This window comes from Paracoccus sp. DMF (assembly GCF_004407025.1).
Taxonomy (GTDB): Bacteria; Pseudomonadota; Alphaproteobacteria; order Rhodobacterales; family Rhodobacteraceae; genus Paracoccus; species Paracoccus aminovorans_B.
In genome coordinates, this window is record NZ_SOKV02000036.1 from 15,225 (window position 1) to 33,621 (window position 18,397).

Here is an 18,397-nt window from a genome sequence, read left to right on the forward strand (position 1 = left end):
CGACGCCATGACCCTGACCCGCGCCCTGCTGGCCGCCCTTGCCCTGATCGCCTCGCTGGCCGCGGCCCGCGCGGATGTGACGGCGACCGACATCCTGGGGCGCGAGGTCACCCTGCCCAAACCGGCCGAGCATGTCGTCCTGGCCGAGGCGCGGCATCTGGCGGTTCTGGGGCTGATCCACGACGATCCGGTGGCGCTGGTTTCGGGCTGGCGGCTGGCGCGGGCGCTGGACGAACCGACGCTGGCGGCCTATCGCGCGAAATTCCCGAGCCTCGACCAGATCAAGCCGGTCGGCGCCGGCGCGCGCGGCCTGTCGGCCGAGGCGATCATTGCGCTGCATCCCGACCTGGTGGTGTTGACGCTGGTCGACCAGAACGACCCGGCGACCGACCTGGCCCGCCAGCAGATCGAGGCCGCGGGCATCCCGGTCGCCTATGTCGATTTCTTCTCGCATCCGCAGGAGAACTCGATGCCCAGCCTGCGCATCCTGGGCAAGCTGACCGGCGCCGAGGAGCGCGCCGAGGAATTCGCCGAATTCTACGAAACCCGGCTGGACCGCATCCGTGACCGCCTGCCGCCGCAGGTGCCGCGTCCGCGCGTGTTCTTCCACGTCCATGCTGCGCCGACTGGCTGCTGCGCCACCGTGGGCACCGGGGTGTTCCACGACTTCATCACCACGGCGGGCGGCGCGAACATCGGCAACGAGACCGTGAAGACCGTGCAGGGCAATGTCAGCCTGGAAGCGCTGATCGCCGCCGACCCGGACGTCTATGTCGCGACCGGCGGCACGCATATGGCGGCGCGGGGCGGGCTGGTGCTGGGCTCGGGCGTCGATGCCGAGACGGCGCAGGCCAGTTTCGACGCGCTGGTCTCGGCGCCCGGCTTCTCGGCGCTGCGGGCGGTGCAGGACGGCCGCGCGGGCGGCGTCTGGCATATGTTCAACGATTCGCCGGTGCATATCGCGCTGATCGAATACCTGGCCAAGACCTTCCACCCCGACCTGTTCCAGGACGTGGATCCGAATGCCACCCTGGCCGAGATCAACGCCCGCTTCTCGCCCGTGACCGTGCCGGGCACCTGGTGGGTGACCAAGGGGCAATGACCACGGACACGCTGGAACGCTATCACCGGCAGGGCCGGCGCCACGCGGTGCTGGTCGGCGTGCTGGCCGTCGCGGCGCTGGCCGCGTTGCTCTTGGATCTCGTGACCGGCCCGGCCGGCCTGCCGCTGTCGGATACGCTGCGGGCCCTGACCGGCGGCGAGGTCGCGCGCGGCACCGAGGTCATCGTCTGGGCCGTGCGCCTGCCCGTGGCCTGCATGGCGCTGCTGGTCGGCGCGGCGCTGGCGCTGGCCGGGGCCGAGATGCAGACCGTGCTGGAAAACCCGCTGGCCGAGCCCTTTACCCTGGGCGTCTCGGCCTCTGCCGCGCTGGGCGCCGCCGTCGCCATCGTCCTGGGCCTGACCATCCCCGGCCTGCCGCCGGTCTGGAGCGTTTCGGGCAATGCCTTTCTGTTCGCGTTGGGCGCCCTGGCGCTGCTGCAACTGCTGGGCCGCATCCGGGGCGGCGGGCCCGAGGTGCTGATCCTTTTCGGCGTGGCGCTGAACTTCACCGCCGCCGCGCTGCTGTCGCTGGTGCAGTTCATGGCCTCGGCCGACGCGCTGCAACAGCTGGTGTTCTGGACCATGGGCAGCCTCGCCTCGGCGCAATGGCCGGGCGTCGCGATGCTGGTCGTGGTGCTGGTCGCGGCGGTGCCGTTTTCCTTTCGCGCCGCCTGGCGGCTGACCGCGCTGCGGCTGGGCGAGGACCAGGCGCGCAGCTTCGGCGTCGATGTGACCGGGCTGCGGCGCTGGACGCTGTTCCGGGTCAGCCTGCTGTCGGCCGCCGCCGTGTCCATGGTCGGGGTAATCGGCTTCGTCGGCCTGGCGGGCCCCCATATCGCGCGGATGCTGGTGGGCGAGAACCACCGCGTCTTCCTGCCCGCCAGCCTCTTGACCGGCGCGCTGGTCATGTCGCTGGCCTCGACGCTGTCGAAGACGCTGGTGCCCGGCGTGCTGCTGCCGGTCGGGCTGGTCACCTCGCTGATCGGCCTGCCGATCTTCTTCGCGCTGATCCTGCGCGGGCGGAGGCGCTGATGCAGGGGTTGCTGGCGCAGGGCATTTCGGTCCGCTTCGGCGCGCGTCCCGTGCTTCAGGGGCTGGACCTGCCGCTGCTGCGCCCGGGCGAGGTCACGGTGCTGGCCGGCCCCAATGCCGCCGGCAAGTCGACCCTGTTGCGCGCCATCGCGCAATTGCAGCCGCATGGCGGCCGGGTGGTGCTGGACGGGCAGGACCTGGCGCATATGCCGGCCCGGGATCGCTCGCGGCTGGTCGGCTTCATGCCGCAGACCTTGCCCGGCGCCTCGTCGCTGGTGGCGCTGGAAAGCGTGATCGCGGCGCTGCGGGCCGGGGCGACCATCGGCGCCCGCCAGGCCGACCACGCCGCCTTGGCGGTGATGGAGACGCTGGGCATCGCCGCCCTGGCGCTGGAGCCGCTGTCGGCGCTGTCGGGCGGGCAGCGCCAGATGGTCAGCCTGGCCCAGGCCATCGTCCGCGACCCGCGCCTGCTGCTGCTCGATGAGCCGACCTCGGCGCTGGACCTGGCGCGTCAGGTGCGGCTCCTGTCGGAGCTGCGTCGCTTGGCGGGCGAGGGGCGGATCGTCGTCGCGGTGCTGCACGACCTGGCGCTGGCAGCGCAATGGGCCGACCGGATCGTGCTCTTGCACGACGGCCATACCCATGCCGAGGGCCGGCCCGAAGACGTGCTGACCCCCACCCTGCTGGCGCAGGTCTATGGCGTCGAGGCCCGGGTCGAGCGCTGCTCGCGCGGGCGGATCATGGTGCTGATCGACGGCGAACACGCCCCGAATTAGAGCAGCCGCCCGATCCAGACCAGCGCCGCCGCCAGCGCCGCCGCCGCCGGCACGGTAATCAGCCAGGCCCCCAGGATCATCCGCATGTAGGAGCGCCGCACCAGGTGGCGCCGCCTTCGTTCCTCGTCCGGCAGCGCGGGCCGGGCGGCGGCCAGCCGGCGGTCGCGCCATTCGCGATAGAAGCCGATGCCGAAGACGCCGCCCACGGCGATATGCGTGGTCGAGACCGGCAGCCCCGCCGCCGAAAACCCCAGCACCGTGGCCGAGGTGGCCAGCGAGATGCACAGCGCCCGCGCCGCGCTCAGCCTTGTGATCTTGCTGCCGACCATATGCACCAGCCGGCGCCCGAACAGCAGCACCCCCAGCGCGATGCCCATGCCGCCCAGAAGCAGCACCAGCCGGCCCTGCGGCAGCAGCGCCGTCCGGGTCGGCAGGCTGTCGAGGATGATGCCCAGCGGCGCCGCGACGTTCGAGGTGTCGTTCGAGCCATGCGCGAATCCCATGACCATCGCCGCCGTAACCAGCGGCACGCCCAGCAGCTTCTTCAGCGCCAACTGGTCGCCGCGATTGGCCGCGATCTCGCGCTGCAGGCGCAGCCGGGCATAGGCCCAGCCGGCAGCACCGGCGCCAAGGCCCAGCGCCAGGATGGCGACCAGCGGCAGCCCGTGCCAGGCCACCCCCGCCATCGAGCCCAGCAGCGCCGTGGTCAGCGCCACCATGACCGGCAGCCAGACCCGGCCGGCGGCGACCCGGTCCGCGCGGTCGATGACACGGTTGCGCAGCGCCGCCAGGAACAGCGCCGCCAGCGCGCCCGAGATCAGCGGCGAAACCACCCAGCCGATGGCGATCATGCCAAGCTCGGGCCAGTTCACCGCGCCGGGGCCGAAGCTGGCGAGCCCGGCGCCGGCGATGGCGCCGACGACCGAATGGGTGGTGCTGACCGGCGCGTCGAGCCAGGTCGCCAGCGTGATCCAGCCCCCCGCCGCCAAGAGCGCGGTCAGCATCATGCGCGCCGTCGCCTCGCCCTGGCCCAGCGCGTCGCCGACCAGCCCCTCGGTCAGGGTCTGGGTGACCGAGCCGCCGGCGATCACCGCGCCCAGCACCTCCATCACCGCGACCAGCACCAGGCCGGTGCCCATGCCGATCGCCCCGGCGCCGACGGCGGGGCTGAGCGAGTTCGACACGTCGTTGGCGCCGATCGACAGCGCCAGCCAGGCCGCGACCGCCATGGCGGCGGCGACGATGCCCAGCGCCGGCTGGCCGGCAAAGATCGCCGTCGCCGCATAGGCGGCCGCGGCCATGAAGATCAGCGCCAGCCCCAGGCGAAACACCGGGCGGCCGGATTGCAGCATCGCCCGCTCGCTATGGGTGACGCGGCGCAAGTCCTTGTCCAGCGTCCGATATTCCCGGGTATAGCGCGCCATGCCCCGCGTCACGACCCGGCGGCGGCGGGCAGCGCCCGCAGGATCTGCTGCAGCCCCGGCTCGGCCACCATCCGCGCCGCCTCGGCGGGCGGGAACCAGCGTCGCTGGCGCTGCTCGGCCTCGGGATAGTCCTCGGCCAGGCTCTCGACATACAGCGGGAACACCCGCACCTCGACCGGGATGGCGAAGCCGCGCTCCTGGTCCTTGTCATAGCGATAGCGGCCGATCTCGCAGGGCCCGGCGCGGCCGCGCACGCCGGCCTCCTCCCAGGCCTCCTGCATGGCGGCGCCGGCCAGGCTGCGGCCGGGCATGGGCCAGCCCTTGGGCACGATCCAGCGCCCGGTGCCGCGGCTGGTCACCAGCAGCACCTGGCCGCTCGCCTCGTCCAGGCACAGCGCGGCGACCTGCATCTCGGGCGGGCGGCGGCCCAGCAGGCGGGCCAGCCTGTCGCGGAACTCGACGATCATTCGCCGCCCTCCGCATCGCGGATGCGGGTGCGGCCGGCCTTGACCTCGCCGCGCTGGGTCTTGGCGGCCAGGCGGCGGCGCTGGCTGCCCAGCGTCGGGCGCGTGGGGATGCGCTTGCGCGGCGCGACCAGGGCCTGGCGGATCAGCTCGGCCAGCCGCTCGCGCGCCAGCTCGCGGTTGCGGGCCTGGCTGCGGGTCTCTTCGGCGCGGATCAGCACGGCGCCGTCCAGCGTCCAGCGCCGGCCCGCCAGCCGCTTCAGCCGCGCCTTGACCGGCGCCGCCAGATGCGGCGAGCGCTCGGCCTCGAAGCGCAGCTCGACCGCGGTCTCGACCTTGTTCACGTTCTGCCCGCCCGGTCCCTGAGACCGGGTGAATTGCTCGGACAGCTCCCATTCCTGGATCGTGATCTGGTCGTTGATATGCAGCATGGTCGGAATATGTCGCAAAATCCGGTTAAGAAAAGGTCAAGCGAATCACGAAACGCGCAAATCGCGTCAGTGCAACCGTATTGTCGCAGTCGCCGAGGCGCCATCGGCATCGACCACCGTCAGGCGGGCAAAGCCGGGACCGGGATCGGGCAGCTCGGCCCAGGGCTGCGGCCGGGCGATGGCGGCAGGCGCGCCGTTCAGCAGAAAGGTCCAGGGCGCCCGCCCGCCCCGCGCCTTGGCGGTCAGCGGCCCGCGCCGTTCCAGCTCGGCCCCGTCCGGCGGATAGGTCAGGCGCAGCGCATCGGGACTGGCCGGACGGGCGGCGGCGGCGCTCGCCTCGCCCGGGGCGGCAAAGCGGCGCAGCGGCAGCGGCAGCGCGCTGTTCGGCAGCGTCAGCGCCTGCGGCGGTGGCGGCGGCAGCGCGACCGAGGGCAGCGCGTCGAACAGGTCGAACAGCACCGGCGCGGCCAGGTCGCCGCCAAAGCCGCCCGGGACCGGCGTGCCATCCGGCCGGCCCAGCCAGACCGCGCCGACATGCGCCCCGTCATAGCCCACCGCCAGCGCGTCGCGAAACCCGTAGGAGGTGCCGGTCTTGTAGGCCAGCACCCGCTGCCGCACCCCATGCGGCGCCGGGCTTTGCGCCAGGACATGCCCGACCTGCCAGGCCGCGACCGGGCCGAACATCGGCGCCTGCCCGGCCGCCGCGCCGCCGGGCAGCGCCGATAGCGTGATGCCGCGCCCGCCCCGCGCCAGCGCGGCATAGCCCTGCGCCAGCCCCTCCAGCGTCACCCCGGCTCCGCCCAGCACCACGGCCAGGCCCGGCGCATCGCCCGCCAGCCGCAGCTCGACCCCGCCGCGGCGCAGGGCTTGGGCGATGCGGTTCGGCCCGACCGCATCGGCCAGCTTCACCACCGGGATGTTCAAGGACCAGATCAGCGCGTTCTTCAGGCTGACGGTGCCGCGGAAATGCCTGTCGAAATTCTGCGGCTGCCAGCGGCCGAAGGCGGTCGGGCGGTCCTCGATCAGCGTCTCGGGATGCGCGAGCCCGTCGTCGAAGGCGAGGCCATAGACAAAGGGCTTCAGCGTCGAGCCCGGGCTGCGCCAGGCCCGCGCCATGTCCACGAAACCGGCCGAGGCGCCGTCGGTCCAGTCCGCCGCCCCGACCTCGGCCAGGATCTCGCCCGTCCGGTGATCGGCCAGCACCACGGCCGCCGACAGCCGCCGCCCGGTGCCGCGCACGGCGCGCGAGGCCAGATCCTCGGCCCGGCGCTGCAGGCGCGGGTCGATGGTGGTCTCGATCCGGGTGGCGCCGGGATGCTCGCGCAGCAGCCGCGCGGCCAGCAGCGGCGCCAGGGCCGGAAAGGCACGGCGCGCGCGCGGCACCGGCTCGGCCATCGCCGCCCGGGCATCGCTGGCCGAGATCAGCCCGGCCGCCGCCGCCCGCGCCAGCACCCGGTCCCGCGCCGCCTTGGCGACCGCGGGAAAGCGGTCGGGCCGCCGCGCCTCGGGCGATTGCGGCAGGGCGACCAGCAGCGCCGCCTGCGCCGGGCTCAGCCGGCGCGGCTCCTTGCCGAACCATTGCAGGCTGGCGGCGCGAATGCCCTCGACATTGGCGCCATAGGGGGCGAGGCGCAGGTAAAGCGCCAGGATCTCGCGCTTCCCCAGATGCCGCTCCAGCGCCAGCGCCAGCCGCAACTGCCGCAGCTTGCCGGCCCATTGCCCGGTCGGCCCGGATTCGATCAGCCGCGCCACCTGCATGGTCAGGGTCGAGCCGCCCGAAACCACCCGCCCATGCCGCAGCGCCTGCCCCGCGGCGCGCAGCATCGCCAGGGCGTCGACGCCACCATGGCGCTGGAAGCGCCGATCCTCCCACAGCAGCAGCATGTCCAGGAACAATGGATCGACCGGCCCGGCATCCAGCCGCCAGCGCCCGTCGGCCACCTGGAACGGCCGCAGCAAGCTGCCGTCCCGCGCCACCACCTCGACGCCGACCGCCACCTCGAGCCCCGGCAGCACGGTCGCATCGACCCAGGCGTCCAGCCGGTCGCGCAGCCCGGCGCCCAGCCCCAGCAGCAGCACGAGAGACATCAGAAGCAAGGCAAGGCGGCGCGATCTCATGCCCGAACCATACGCCAGCGCCGCGGCACGGGAAACGGCCGCTTCTTTGCTCTGAAAATACCCGACCGGCAGTGCAGATGCGCGCGGCCGGATGGGTATTTGGGGAGCAAAGAAGACGAGCAGGCCCTGCGCCTTTCACCGTTTTCCAAATACTCCAGCAACGGGGCGCCTAGCGCGGCTCGTCCTCGCCGAACAGCCCCTTCAGCCCGCGCGCGATCAGGTTGCCGACCTTGGGGCGCGGCTGGTGGATGAAGGGCAAGGGCCGGCAGACCTCCATCGCGGCGATGCCGACGCGGGCGGTCAGCGCCCCGTTCACCACCCCCTCGCCGAAGCGTTTCGAGACCTTGGCCAGCAGGCCGCCGCCGGCGACGGTATGGATCAGGTCGTCCCCGGCCGCGACGGCGCCGGTCGCGACCAGATGCGTCATCACCGTGCGCGCCAGCCGCCAGCCGCCGACGGCGCCGGCGCGGCCGCCATAGATCTCGGCCATGCGCCGGATCATGCGCAGGTTCGCCGCCAGCGCGGCAAAGACATCGGCCAGCGCCAGCGGGATCAGCGCGGTGGCGGCGGCCACGGTGCGGGCGGCGGCCTCGATCTCGCGCCGGGCCTGCTGGTCCAGCGGGGCCAGCAGCTCGCCCTCGGCCAGGGCGATCAGGGTCTCGGGGTCATAGGCCTCGGATTTGCGCTCCTTGAGCCGGGTCAGGCCCCATTCCAGCTCGGGCCGGGTGCGATAGAGGCTCTCCATCCGCCCCACCACCTGCTGCGCCGCCGCCAGGTCGCCTGAGGCCAGCGCCGCACCAGCGGCGCGGTTGATGCCGTCGATGGCGCCGAAGCGCGCCCAGGCCCGGTATTCGCGGAACGCCATCCCCAGCGCCGCCAGGCAGAACAGCACCATCAGCCCGATGCCGATCCAGCCGAGCAGCGGATAGGCGTTCAGCAGGTCGGTCAGGTAGCGCAGCGCCGCCACCGACAACAGGAAGGTAAAGAGCGCCACCCCGGTATTCAGGAAGAACCGCGTCAGCCGGGACGGACCGGCGCCGACCAGCCGCGCCACCATCTGCATGGTGCGGGGCTGCGGCAGCGGCGCGAGCGGGCCGTCCTCGATCGCCGGGGCATCGGCGGGCGAGGGCGCCGCGCCCTCGCGCGTCTCGCTGCGCGGCGCACGCCGGTCGCGACGGTCGCCGGAAGGGGGCGGCGGCGGCGTCTCGGGCATGACCTGGGCCACGGCCTCGGGCTCGGAGGGCGCGGCATCGGGGGCGGCCTCCATCTCGATCAGGACCGGCCCGCGCCGTTTCGCGAGGTCTTTCGGGGGTTCAGCCATCATGCCTCCTCAGATCCGGTCGCCGATCAGGAATTCCGCCGCCCGGTCCAGCCGGATATGCGGCGGCCCGTCGCCCGGGCGCAGCGTGGCCGGGGCCGGGGCGAAGTCCATGATCGCATAATCGCCGTCCAGCCAGCGCGCAGCACCCTGGCTTGCCGGCACCAGCAGTTCGGCCGGGTTCGCCGGCAGCTCGCCGGGATAGAAGGCCGCCTGCCGCCCGTCCATCAGCGTGCCGCGCACCGCGGGCAATTCCTCGCCGTCCTGGCGGATCATCTCCTCGGTGGTGCAGCGCAGCGAGGCGATGGACATGGCCTCGGTCCGCGCGCCCGAGAAATCGGCGCGGTCGCGGGCCTCGCGCAGCATGGCGGCGGTGATCGCGGTCAGGCGCGGGTGCTGGATATGGTGCAGATGGTCGGCCTTGGTCGCGGCGAACAGGATGCGTTCGACCCGCCTTGTGCCCAGAAGCTGCGCCAGCCAGCCGGCGCGGCCGGGGCGGAAGGCGGTCAGGATGTCGGCCATGGCGCGGCGCATGTCCTCGACCGCCTGCGGCCCGGCGTGGATCGCGCCCAGCACGTCCATCAGCACCACCTGCCGGTCGATGCGGGCGAAATGCTCGCGGAAGAACGGCCGCACCACCCGCGCCTTGTAGGCGCCGAAGCGGCGGGCGAATTCGCGGCCCAAGGCCGTGTCGCGCATCTGCTGCGGCAGCGGCGTGAAGGTCAGCGCCGGCGAGCCCTCCAGTTCTCCGGGCATCAGGAAGCGGCCGGGGGTGCAGTCCGACCAGCCGGCCTCGCGCGCCCGGTGCAGGTGGCTGGTATAGGCGGCGGCCAGCGCCTGTGCCGCGCCTTCCTCGAAACGCGCGGGATCGGTCGAGGCCAGCGCGGCCAGGAATTCCAGCGCGCCGGGCCGGCCCTTCATGCGGTCCAGCACCTCCTGCGACCAGGTGTCGAAGTCGCGCTCCATCAGCCGCAGGTCCAAGAGCCACTCGCCCGGATAGTCCACGATGTCGAGATGCAGCACCTGCGCACCGCGCCAGCCGGCGATCATGCCGCGCGGCTGCACGCGCAGGGACAGGCGCAACTGGCTGACGTGGCGCGTGCCCTCGGGCCAATGCGGGTCGGGGCCGGTCATGGCGGCCAGGTGGCGTTCGTAGTCGAAGCGCGGCACGGTGTCGTCGGGCTGCGGCTGCAGCCACGCCGCCTTCAGCGAGCCGTCCGCCGCCGCGCGCAGCGCCGGCATCCGGCCCCGGTCCAGCAGGTTCGCCACCAGCGAGGTGATGAACACGGTCTTGCCGGCGCGCGACAGCCCCGTCACGCCCAGCCGGATCACCGGGTCGGAAATCCCCAGGCCCTGCATCAGATCGTCGGCAATTCCCATCCGGTCCCCCGCCTGTCGCCCGGCCAAGATATGCAGCCGGGCGGCGGATGTGTAGGGCTCAGGTATAGAGCGTGAGGTAGTTGTTGATCACCACGTCCAGCGAGTCGCGGTCCACCTCGTTGCCGTCGAGATCGGTGAAGATGGTGTCTTCGGTCAGAACCTCTCCATCGCCCTCGCGGTATTCGCCCTCGTGGATGCTGCCATCGGACCATTCCTCGCGCCAGCGGTCGGTCTGGAAGCCGATGTTCAGGCCGGTGGCGTTCTCGATCCGCATGATCTCGGCATCGCCCAGGCGGATGACGGTGCCGCCGTTTTCCTCGATGACCGAGACATTGCCAAAGGGATCGGCCTCGGTGCCGGCCTCGGCGGGCGGGATGTTGACGCGCAGCCGGTCCTCGGCGGGGTCGAAATCGGTGACGGTCGCAGCGTCGCGGCTGTCCACGTAACCGTCGATGCTGTCGGCGCCGGCGCCGCCGGTGATGGTGTCACCGCGGTCATAGCCGATGATGTCATCGCCATCGCCGCCGTCCAGACTGTCGCTGGACGCACCGACGCGCCAGGAATAGCCGTCCTGCGCGGTGCTGGCATGGTCGCCCATGGCATCATTGCCGATGATGGTGTCATTGCCGGCGCCGCCGATCAGCGTGACCGAGCTGTCGTCATTATAGTCATTGGTCAGATGATCGTCGCCGCCACCGCCATCGACGCGCGATCCCTCGCGGGCCACGAACTCCTCGTCCGAGGCATTGCCGGTGAAATCGGCACCGTCATGCAGGCGGAAGCGCAGCCCGTCCGCACCCTCGCCGCGCCCGGTCACCACATCGCCCCGGCCCAGCACGATCTCGCTGTTCGTCAGGCCGGCGACGTGAATGGTATCCGCCCCCTCGCCGCCATTGATGACCATGTTCTCGCCCGAGGCGCTGATGAGGTCGTCGCCCTCATCGCCCAGCACCAGCGCGCCGCTGCCCGAAACGATGATCTCGTCATTGCCCGCACCGCCCCGGCCCAGCAGCGCGTAATCGCTGCGGCCATCGCGCAGGTCGCCCGGCTCGCTATGCAGTTCCAGACGGTCGTCGCCGGCATCGCCGTCGGCATGGATGCCGCGCCCCGAACCGATGATCGTATCCGCGCCATCGCCGCCGCGCGCCATGACGACGCCGGGCGGCACGCGGCCGGGCGCATCGGGATCCCAATCCCGCCAGGCGTTCCAATGGCCATCGTCGGTCGTCAGGTTGGTCGAGTCGTGATAATAGCCGGGATCGTCAGGCGAGCCGACCGTGATCCGGTCGTCGCCGTCACGCCCCATCACCCGGCCGCGAAAGCCCTCGGGCGCGGTCAGCGTGTCGTCGCCGGCGGTGCCGCCGGTCTGCGGCTCGGGTTCCGGTTCGGGCTCGTTCCGGTTGTCATCATCATCATCCTGGAAAAGCTGACCAAAGGCCGCAGCCCCCAGCGGCACCAGCAGCAGCAACAACCATTCGTTCATCGCAATCCCCTTCCGCTCAATGCGATCACGCAATCGCGAGATGCCGGCCGCTGTCAATGGGCCCCGACGGCCTTTCCCCGCCGTGGCGCTTTTGCCATAAGGCGCCATGCAACTGCCCATCGACGCCGTTCTGCCCGACCTCATCGCCGCGCTGTCCGCGCATGGCCGGGCCGTGCTGATGGCGCCTCCGGGCGCCGGCAAGACCACGCGGGTGCCGCTGGCGCTGCTGCCGGTCACCGCGGGCCGCATCCTGATGCTGGAACCGCGCCGACTGGCTGCCCGCGCCGCCGCCGCCCGCATGGCCGAGACGCTGGGCGAGCCCCTGGGCGCCCGCGTCGGCTATCGCATCCGCGGCGAGTCGGTGCCGGGCAGCCGCATCGAGGTGGTGACCGAGGGCATCCTGACCCGGATGCTGCAATCGGACCCCGCGCTCGACGGCATCGGCTGCGTGATCTTCGACGAATTCCACGAGCGCAGCCTGAACGCCGACCTGGGCCTGGCGCTGGCATGGGAGGCGCGAGCGGCGCTGCGCCCGGACCTGATGCTGCTGGTCATGTCGGCCACGCTCGACGCCGGGCCGGTGGCGGCGCTGCTGGACGGCGCGCCGGTGATCCGCTCGGAGGGCCGCGCCTTTCCGGTCGAGACGCGCTGGCTGGACCGCCCCCTGCCCGCCGGCGCGCGGCTGGTCCCCGAGGCCGCGCGACTGATCGCCGAGGCCGAAGCCGCGACGCGGGCCTTGGGCGGCACCGTCCTGGCCTTCCTGCCCGGCGAGGGCGAGATCCGCCGCACCATGGCCGCGCTGGACCTGCCGGCCGAGGTAGTGGCGCTTTACGGCGCCATGGAGTTCAAGGCCCAGCAGGCGGTGCTGCGCCCGGCGACGGGGCGGCGGGTGGTGCTGGCGACCTCCATTGCCGAAACCTCGCTGACCATTCCCGACGTCAAGGTCGTGGTCGATGCCGGCCGGGCGCGGCGGGCGCGTTTCGACCCCGGCTCGGGCATGTCGCGGCTGGTCACGGAACGGGTCAGCCGGGCCGAGGCCGAGCAGCGCCGCGGCCGCGCCGGCCGGGTCGCGCCGGGGATCTGCTATCGGATGTGGGCGCGGGCCGAGGAAGGGGCGCTGCCCGCCTTCGCCCCGTCCGAGATCGCGGTGGCCGACCTGTCGGGGCTGGCGCTGGAGCTGTCGATCTGGGGCTCGGACGGCAGCGACCTCGCCTTCCTGACCCCGCCGCCCGAGGCCGCGCTGGCCGAGGCGCGCGCCCTGCTGCGCGACCTCGGCGCGCTGGATGCGGCCGGGCGGATCACCGATCACGGCCGCCGGCTGGCCGCGCTGCCGCTGCATCCGCGGCTGGCGCATATGCTGGCCGTGGCCGGGCGCGACGCCGCCGGGCTGGCCGCGCTGCTGGCCGACCGCGATCCGTTGAGCGGGGCGCCGGCCGATCTTGCGCCCCGGCTGGCGGCGCTGCGCGACCTGCGCGCCTATCGCGACCGCCATCCCTGGCCGGTGAACGACGCCGCCCTGCACCGCATCCGCGACGAGGCAAAGCGCCTGCGCCGCATGGCCGGAAACGGGGCCGGCGACAGCGCCGACCTGTCGCCCGGCGCCATGGCGGCGCTGGCCTATCCCGACCGCATCGGCCAGCGGCGCCGGGACGACCAGCCGCGCTATGTGCTGTCGGGCGGCAAGGGCGCCGTGCTGCCCGAGGGCGACGCCATGGCCGCGCATCGCTTCATCGTCGCGACCGACCTCGACGGCGACACGCGCGAGGCCCGCATCCGCCTGGCCCTGCCGATCCATGAAGCCGAGATCCGCGCGCTTTACGCGGGCCGCATCGAAACCGTCGAGGCGGTGGAATGGTCGCGCCGCGACAGCCGCGTGACCGCACGCCGCCAGGAACGCCTGGGCGCGCTGGTGCTGTCGGACCGGGCGCTGGACAGCCCCGATCCGCAGGCCCTCGCGCGCGCGGCTTTCGAGGGGTTGCGCCAGCATGGGCTGAGCTGGACGCCCGCCGCCGCGCGGCTGCGGGCGCGGATCGCGCTGGTCCCGGACCTGGGACCGGTCGATGACGCGAGCCTGCTGTCGGATCCCGACTGGCTGCTGCCCTGGCTGACCAAGGCGCGGACGCTTTCGGACCTGCGCGGGCTCGACCTGACCGAGGCGCTGAAGGCGCGCATCGGCTGGGACGGCCAGCAGGCGCTGGACCGGGCGGCGCCCGCGCATTTCACCACGCCGCTGGGCCGCAAGGTGCCGATCGACTATGACCACGAAACGCCCTCGATCGAGCTGAAGCTGCAAGAGCTGTTCGGCGTCTCGCGCCATCCCACGGTCGGCGGCCGGGCGCTGCGCATCGCGATGCTGTCGCCGGGCGGCAAGCCCATCGCGGTGACGACGGACCTGCCGGGCTTCTGGGCCGGCGGCTATGGCGATGTCAGGAAGGACATGCGCGGCCGCTATCCCCGCCACCCCTGGCCGGAAAACCCGTTGGAGGCCGATCCGACCCTGCGCGCCAAGCCGCGCGGGACCTGACCCTCTTCACCGTTTCCCCAAATACTCCGGCGGCCGTGCGGTCTAGGCCGTCCTCAGCCGCTTCAGCCGGAAGGCAAGCACGATCAGCACGACGCCGATCAGCACTGCCAGGGTCCCGATCATCCAGGCAAGGCCCAGCAGCCCCGCCGCCGGCAGCAGCACCAGCAGGATGCCCCAAAGCGCCAGCAGCAACCCGCTGAGGCCCAGCGCCCATTCGCCCTCGATCTCGCGCCGCAGGCGGACGGCCGCGATGATGCGGAAGATGCCCGCGACGATGGCCCAGGCCGCCATCCACAGCACGAAGACCACGGCCGTCGCCGCCGGCCAGAACAGCGCCATCAGGCCGATCAGCACCGACAGCAGCCCGTCGAGCGCCCAGGCCCACCACTGGTCGTCCTGACCCTTGCGGCGAAAGCCGGTGACGATGGCCAGGATGCCGTCGAAGACCGCATAGACCCCGAAGGTGATCAGCAGCACGAACAGCGTCAGCCCCGGCATGGCCAGCGCGATCAGGCCAAAGACCACGGCGGCGATGCCGCGCAACAGCAGCACCCACCAGTTCTCGGACATGGTGCGAACAAGATTATCCATGAATTCACTCCTTGGGCGGAAACGGATTTCGTCGCTGGAGCGGCACCCGGCCGCGGTGTCTTGCCACGGCCGGATGCTACCACGGGATGAGCGGATCCGGCTGTCGCAGCGGCCGGATCCGGCACTTTCGTGGCGAAAAGGCAACAGGTTCAGCCGAGTAGCGGCGGCAGGGTCAGCCCGCGCAACACCTCGGCGGCAGACATCGGCCGCTTGCCCTCGCGCTGCGCTTCCAGCACCTCGATGGCGCCCGTGCCGCAGGCCACGGTAAAGCCCGACAGCACCGTCCCCGGCGCACCCGAGCCCGCGGCCAGGCGGGAACGCAAGAGCTTCACCCGCTCGTCCCCGACCAGGCACCAGGCACCGGGAAAGGGCGAAAGCGCGCGGATCTGCCGGTCCAAGACCTCGGCCGGCCGGGTCCAGTCGATGCGGGCCTCGGCCTTGTCGATCTTCTGGGCATAGGTCACGCCCTCGGCCGGTTGCGGCACGGCGGGCAGCGGCAGACGGTCCAGCGTCGCGGCGATCAGCTCGGCGCCCATGGCGGCCAGGCGGTCGTGCAGGTCGGCGGTGGTGTCCTGCGCGCCGATGGCGGTGCGCGCCTCGGCCAGCACCGGGCCGGTGTCGAGCCCGGCCTGCATCTGCATGATGGCGACGCCGGTTTCCGCGTCGCCGGCCATGATGGCGCGATGGATCGGCGCCGCGCCCCGCCAGCGCGGCAGCAGCGAGGCGTGGATGTTCAGGCAACCCAGCCGCGGCGCGTCCAGAACCGCCTGCGGCAGGATCAGCCCATAGGCCACCACCAACGCGACATCGGCGCCAAGAGCCGCGAAATCAGCGCGGTCGGCCGGGTCGCGCAGGGTTTCGGGGGTGCGGACCGTCAGCCCCAGCGCCTCGGCCGCGCGCTGCACGGGCGAGGGGCGGGGCTTCTGCCCGCGTCCCGCCGCGCGGGGCGGCTGGGAATAGACCGCGACGACCTGATGCCGCGCGGCGACGGCCCGCAGCGCCGGGACCGAGAAATCGGGTGTGCCCATGAAGATGACGCGCATTGCTGCCCTCCGTTCCTGCCTGGCCGTCATAGCCCCTCGGCGGCCAGGGCAAAACCCCGGACGAAGGCCAGCACGCGCGCCCGCGCCCAGGCGGTGGCTTCGGGGTTGAAGGCCAGGGGCGACAGGCGCGAGCGCTCGCTCTGGTCGAAGCCGTGGTCGGCCTCGGGGTCGATGCGCAGGGTCAGGTCGGTGCCGCGCGCCAGCTGATCGGCGGCCGTGGCGCGGCAGGCGGCGGGGTCGGTGATGGAATCCTGCCCGGCCAGCAGCATCAGCACCCGGACCTGCGCCGGCCAGGGCCCGTCCGCCGTGCTGACGAGACCGCAATAGGGATAAAGCAGCACCACCGGGCCCAGCTGCGCCGCCAAGCTGGCGGGCGGCGCCGGCCATTCGGTCAGGCCGGGCGGCGGCACGGACGCGGAAAGCGCGTGCAAAAGCTCCATCGCCGTCCAGCCGCCGTGCGAGGCGCCCAGCACCGCCACCTGCGTGGCGTCGATGCCCGGCATGTCGCGCAGCGCGGCCAGCGCCACGGCCAGGTCTCCGGCCCGCTCGGACCCGGGCAGCACCTGCGCCGCGCAGACCGCGCGCCAGGCCTGCGCCTTGTCCAGCCCGCGCGGGGCGTGGCTGTCGAGGATCAGCGCCGCCCGGCCCATGGCAGTGAACTGCCGCGCCCAATAACCCATGTTGTCGCGCACCCCGTCGCAGCCCGAGAGCAGCACCACGACCGGATGCGGGCCGGGCGTGTCGGGCCGCAGCAGCCGCCAATGCGGCGCGAGCCGCGCCAGCCGCGCCGCCGGCGTGTCGGGAGCGGGCTGCCAGCCGGCATAGTTGCGCGCCGTGTTCAGCCCCAGCCCTGCCAGCACCAGCCCCAGCAGCGCCGCGAGCAGGATCAGCGGTTTTCGCATCCGGTCAGCCCGTTCACGCCGCAGATCGCCTTCAGCCGCACGGTGTCCGCGGCCGTCCAGCCCTCGGGCGCGGTGACCGAGACCCAGCCGTCGATATAGTCGTGCGCGTGGTAGATATGGCCGAAGCCCGGCGGGGCCGAGGTCGCGACCAGCATGTCCGCCGCCAGCTGGAACTGCGTCACGATGGGCGTGAAGCGCAACAGCGGCGAGACATCGGGCGCCGGCGGCTCGCGCATCCATGTCGGCGCCCGCCAGACCGAGGTCGCGTCGTAGAAGACGATGGGATCGCTGCCATATTGCAGGAACAGGATGCGCAGCCGCCCCCAGGGCTTGCCCGAGCGGTCGGGGGGCGCGAACTGGCTGGCATAGCGGATGACCTCGCCCTGGTCGATCTGCGGCAGCACGAAGGGGCTTTGCGCCTGACGCGCCGCATTGGCCTGGCGCCACAGCGTCGAGGGAAAGGGCGGCCCGGCCCAGAAGGCGCCCGAGACCGGCTCGTTCATCATCTGGAACGGGTTGAAGGCATGCATCGACGACCAGGCCCCGAGCGAGATGCCGTGCAGGTAGAGCCGGGGCCGCCGCTCGACCGGCAGCCCGCGCCAGTGGTCATAGACCAGCCGCATCAGCGCCTCGGTCTGGGCCAGGCCGGCGTCGGTTTCGAAGATCAGCGCCAGCGGGCTTTGCAGATAGGAATACTGGACCGCGACCGTCGCCACGTCGCCGTCCTGCATGTATTCCAGCGCGTCATAGCTCGCCGGGTCCATCCAGCCGGTGCCGGTCGGGCTGGCCAGCACCAGCACCTTGCGGTCGAAGGCGCCGACCCGCAGCATCTCATCGAGCGCGGTCCTGGCGCGGGTCTCGGGGTTCTTGTCCTGGGCAAGGCCCACGTAGATGCGCAGCGGCTCGCGCGCGGGCCGGCCGGTGAAGCGGGCGATGGCGGCGGCATCGGGGCCTCCCAGCACGAAGTCGCGCCCGGGCTTGCCCATCAGGTCCCACGCGATCGCCGAGGCGGCCGAGCCCGCCTGCCAGTCCTGCGCCGGCGGCGCGACCGAGACGTCGGTCAGGTGCTGGGCCGCGACATAGGAGCTGTCGGCGATGCGCATGGCCCAGTTCACCACGCCGTCCCGGGTCAGGGTGACGGTGATCAGCGCCGCCAGCAGCAGCCCCAGCACATTGGCGCTGCGCACCGGGATATAGCGCGCCAGCCGCAGCCGCAGCAGGTCGAACAGCGCCTGCACCGCCTTGCCGATCAGGAACAGCAGCAGAAAGACCGCCAGCGCCGTCGCCAGCATCTTGGTGGTGTTCGAGACTTCCAGCGCCGGCATGCCCATGCGGGCGCGGATGCTGTTCTGCCAGTCGTCGGCCATGAAGACGCAAGCCCCCAGCAGCGCCAGCACCGGCACCGCCAGAAGCGCATGGCCGATGCGCGCGGCCCGGCCGCGCAGGACCGGGATTTCCAACGTGCGCCAGATCGCCAGCAGGAATTGCATCATCGCATAGCCCGCCGCCATCGAGGCCCCGGCCAGGAGCCCCTGCACCAGCCAGTCGCGCGGAATCAGCGAAGGGGTCAGCGAGGCCGCGACGAGCAGCAGGCCGGCAAGCAGCGGAAGCATGGAAAACATCTGCGGCCTGCCGCCTCCTGCGGTCGTGCTGTCGTGCGCCCTCGCGGGGCGGCGGTTCGGTCGGGATGTTATGGGCGGCGCCGGGGAAAGGGAAGCGTCGGGCGCCGTGCTTCGTCTCGCGCCGGCCGGGTGGTGGCGCGGGAGGCGCGGGGGCTCTGCCCCCACGCCTGGCCGGCCCCTCGATGGGG

15 protein-coding genes are annotated in these 18,397 nt (G+C 72.5%); 4 read left to right on the forward strand and 11 right to left on the reverse strand.

Going from position 1 to position 18,397, the window contains the following annotated elements; translation table 11 throughout:
* Nucleotides 1-7 precede the first annotated feature (7 nt).
* The 3 genes from E3D03_RS15735 to E3D03_RS15745 are packed head-to-tail and all read left to right on the forward strand — an operon-like array spanning nt 8 to nt 2,909.
* Complete coding sequence (locus tag E3D03_RS15735) at nt 8-1,102, forward strand: ABC transporter substrate-binding protein (RefSeq protein WP_263567727.1); 1,095 nt, start codon at nt 8-10, stop codon at nt 1,100-1,102.
* Entirely contained in the window at nt 1,099-2,133 is a 1,035-nt protein-coding gene (locus E3D03_RS15740) for a FecCD family ABC transporter permease (protein WP_062561428.1), read from the forward strand. Before E3D03_RS15735 ends, E3D03_RS15740 begins: the two co-directional genes overlap by 4 nt.
* Entirely contained in the window at nt 2,133-2,909 is a 777-nt protein-coding gene (locus E3D03_RS15745) for an ABC transporter ATP-binding protein (RefSeq protein WP_263567728.1), read from the forward strand. The genes E3D03_RS15740 and E3D03_RS15745 overlap by 1 nt, the downstream gene beginning before the upstream one ends.
* Here the strand turns inward: E3D03_RS15745 and E3D03_RS15750 are convergent.
* The 7 genes from E3D03_RS15750 to E3D03_RS15780 form a co-directional block, all read right to left on the reverse strand.
* Nucleotides 2,906-4,333 (reverse strand): inorganic phosphate transporter, encoded by a 1,428-nt coding sequence (locus E3D03_RS15750; RefSeq protein ID WP_062561430.1) that lies wholly within the window; start codon nt 4,331-4,333, stop codon nt 2,906-2,908. The two genes, E3D03_RS15745 and E3D03_RS15750, sit on opposite strands and share 4 nt — an antisense overlap.
* Nucleotides 4,334-4,341: 8 nt before the next feature.
* Complete coding sequence (locus tag E3D03_RS15755) at nt 4,342-4,800, reverse strand: NUDIX hydrolase (protein ID WP_263567729.1); 459 nt, start codon at nt 4,798-4,800, stop codon at nt 4,342-4,344.
* Nucleotides 4,797-5,228, reverse strand: a complete 432-nt coding sequence (gene arfB, locus E3D03_RS15760; protein ID WP_062561432.1) for an alternative ribosome rescue aminoacyl-tRNA hydrolase ArfB — start codon at nt 5,226-5,228, stop codon at nt 4,797-4,799. Before arfB ends, E3D03_RS15755 begins: the two co-directional genes overlap by 4 nt.
* A gap of 66 nt (nt 5,229-5,294) precedes the next feature.
* Nucleotides 5,295-7,346, reverse strand: coding sequence for a penicillin-binding protein 1C (gene pbpC / locus E3D03_RS15765; protein WP_263567730.1), 2,052 nt, complete (start codon nt 7,344-7,346; stop codon nt 5,295-5,297).
* A 169-nt stretch (nt 7,347-7,515) separates the two neighbouring features.
* A complete protein-coding gene (locus E3D03_RS15770) occupies nt 7,516-8,670 on the reverse strand; it encodes a YcjF family protein (protein WP_411969830.1) in 1,155 nt (384 codons plus the stop codon).
* 6 nt (nt 8,671-8,676) lie between these two features.
* Nucleotides 8,677-10,044 carry a YcjX family protein gene (locus E3D03_RS15775; RefSeq protein ID WP_263567732.1) on the reverse strand — a complete coding sequence of 456 codons (1,368 nt, stop codon included), beginning with the start codon at nt 10,042-10,044 and terminating at the stop codon, nt 8,677-8,679.
* A 58-nt stretch (nt 10,045-10,102) separates the two neighbouring features.
* Entirely contained in the window at nt 10,103-11,527 is a 1,425-nt protein-coding gene (locus E3D03_RS15780; protein ID WP_263567733.1) for a calcium-binding protein, read from the reverse strand.
* Between the two features lie 106 nt (nt 11,528-11,633).
* On the opposite strand from E3D03_RS15780, the gene hrpB reads away from it, so the two are divergent.
* Nucleotides 11,634-14,051 (forward strand): ATP-dependent helicase HrpB, encoded by a 2,418-nt coding sequence (hrpB, locus tag E3D03_RS15785; protein ID WP_263567734.1) that lies wholly within the window; start codon nt 11,634-11,636, stop codon nt 14,049-14,051.
* Nucleotides 14,052-14,093: 42 nt separating this feature from the next.
* On the opposite strand, the gene E3D03_RS15790 is transcribed toward hrpB, so the two are convergent.
* The 4 genes from E3D03_RS15790 to E3D03_RS15805 all read right to left on the reverse strand — a co-directional run bounded on the left by E3D03_RS15790 (nt 14,094) and on the right by E3D03_RS15805 (nt 18,200).
* Entirely contained in the window at nt 14,094-14,642 is a 549-nt protein-coding gene (locus E3D03_RS15790; RefSeq protein ID WP_263567735.1) for an HdeD family acid-resistance protein, read from the reverse strand.
* 149 nt (nt 14,643-14,791) lie between these two features.
* Complete coding sequence (gene fmt, locus E3D03_RS15795; RefSeq protein WP_263567736.1) at nt 14,792-15,685, reverse strand: methionyl-tRNA formyltransferase; 894 nt, start codon at nt 15,683-15,685, stop codon at nt 14,792-14,794.
* A gap of 26 nt (nt 15,686-15,711) precedes the next feature.
* Nucleotides 15,712-16,587: a dienelactone hydrolase family protein gene (locus E3D03_RS15800; RefSeq protein ID WP_263567737.1), complete on the reverse strand. Its 876-nt coding sequence runs from the start codon at nt 16,585-16,587 to the stop codon at nt 15,712-15,714.
* Nucleotides 16,572-18,200 carry an alpha/beta hydrolase gene (locus tag E3D03_RS15805; protein ID WP_263567738.1) on the reverse strand — a complete coding sequence of 543 codons (1,629 nt, stop codon included), beginning with the start codon at nt 18,198-18,200 and terminating at the stop codon, nt 16,572-16,574. The genes E3D03_RS15800 and E3D03_RS15805 overlap by 16 nt, the downstream gene beginning before the upstream one ends.
* Nucleotides 18,201-18,397: the final 197 nt, after the last annotated feature.

Coding starts and splice junctions, on each gene's coding strand:
- hrpB (WP_263567734.1), top strand. CDS start 11,634: ATGCAACTGCCCATCGACGCCGTTCTGCCCGACCTCATCGCCGCGCTG.
- pbpC (WP_263567730.1), bottom strand. CDS start 7,346: ATGAGATCGCGCCGCCTTGCCTTGCTTCTGATGTCTCTCGTGCTGCTG.
- E3D03_RS15750 (WP_062561430.1), bottom strand. CDS start 4,333: ATGGCGCGCTATACCCGGGAATATCGGACGCTGGACAAGGACTTGCGC.
- E3D03_RS15800 (WP_263567737.1), bottom strand. CDS start 16,587: ATGCGAAAACCGCTGATCCTGCTCGCGGCGCTGCTGGGGCTGGTGCTG.
- E3D03_RS15770 (WP_411969830.1), bottom strand. CDS start 8,670: ATGATGGCTGAACCCCCGAAAGACCTCGCGAAACGGCGCGGGCCGGTC.
- E3D03_RS15790 (WP_263567735.1), bottom strand. CDS start 14,642: ATGGATAATCTTGTTCGCACCATGTCCGAGAACTGGTGGGTGCTGCTG.
- E3D03_RS15735 (WP_263567727.1), top strand. CDS start 8: ATGACCCTGACCCGCGCCCTGCTGGCCGCCCTTGCCCTGATCGCCTCG.
- E3D03_RS15805 (WP_263567738.1), bottom strand. CDS start 18,200: ATGCTTCCGCTGCTTGCCGGCCTGCTGCTCGTCGCGGCCTCGCTGACC.
- fmt (WP_263567736.1), bottom strand. CDS start 15,685: ATGCGCGTCATCTTCATGGGCACACCCGATTTCTCGGTCCCGGCGCTG.
- E3D03_RS15745 (WP_263567728.1), top strand. CDS start 2,133: ATGCAGGGGTTGCTGGCGCAGGGCATTTCGGTCCGCTTCGGCGCGCGT.
- arfB (WP_062561432.1), bottom strand. CDS start 5,228: ATGCTGCATATCAACGACCAGATCACGATCCAGGAATGGGAGCTGTCC.
- E3D03_RS15755 (WP_263567729.1), bottom strand. CDS start 4,800: ATGATCGTCGAGTTCCGCGACAGGCTGGCCCGCCTGCTGGGCCGCCGC.
- E3D03_RS15740 (WP_062561428.1), top strand. CDS start 1,099: ATGACCACGGACACGCTGGAACGCTATCACCGGCAGGGCCGGCGCCAC.
- E3D03_RS15780 (WP_263567733.1), bottom strand. CDS start 11,527: ATGAACGAATGGTTGTTGCTGCTGCTGGTGCCGCTGGGGGCTGCGGCC.
- E3D03_RS15775 (WP_263567732.1), bottom strand. CDS start 10,044: ATGGGAATTGCCGACGATCTGATGCAGGGCCTGGGGATTTCCGACCCG.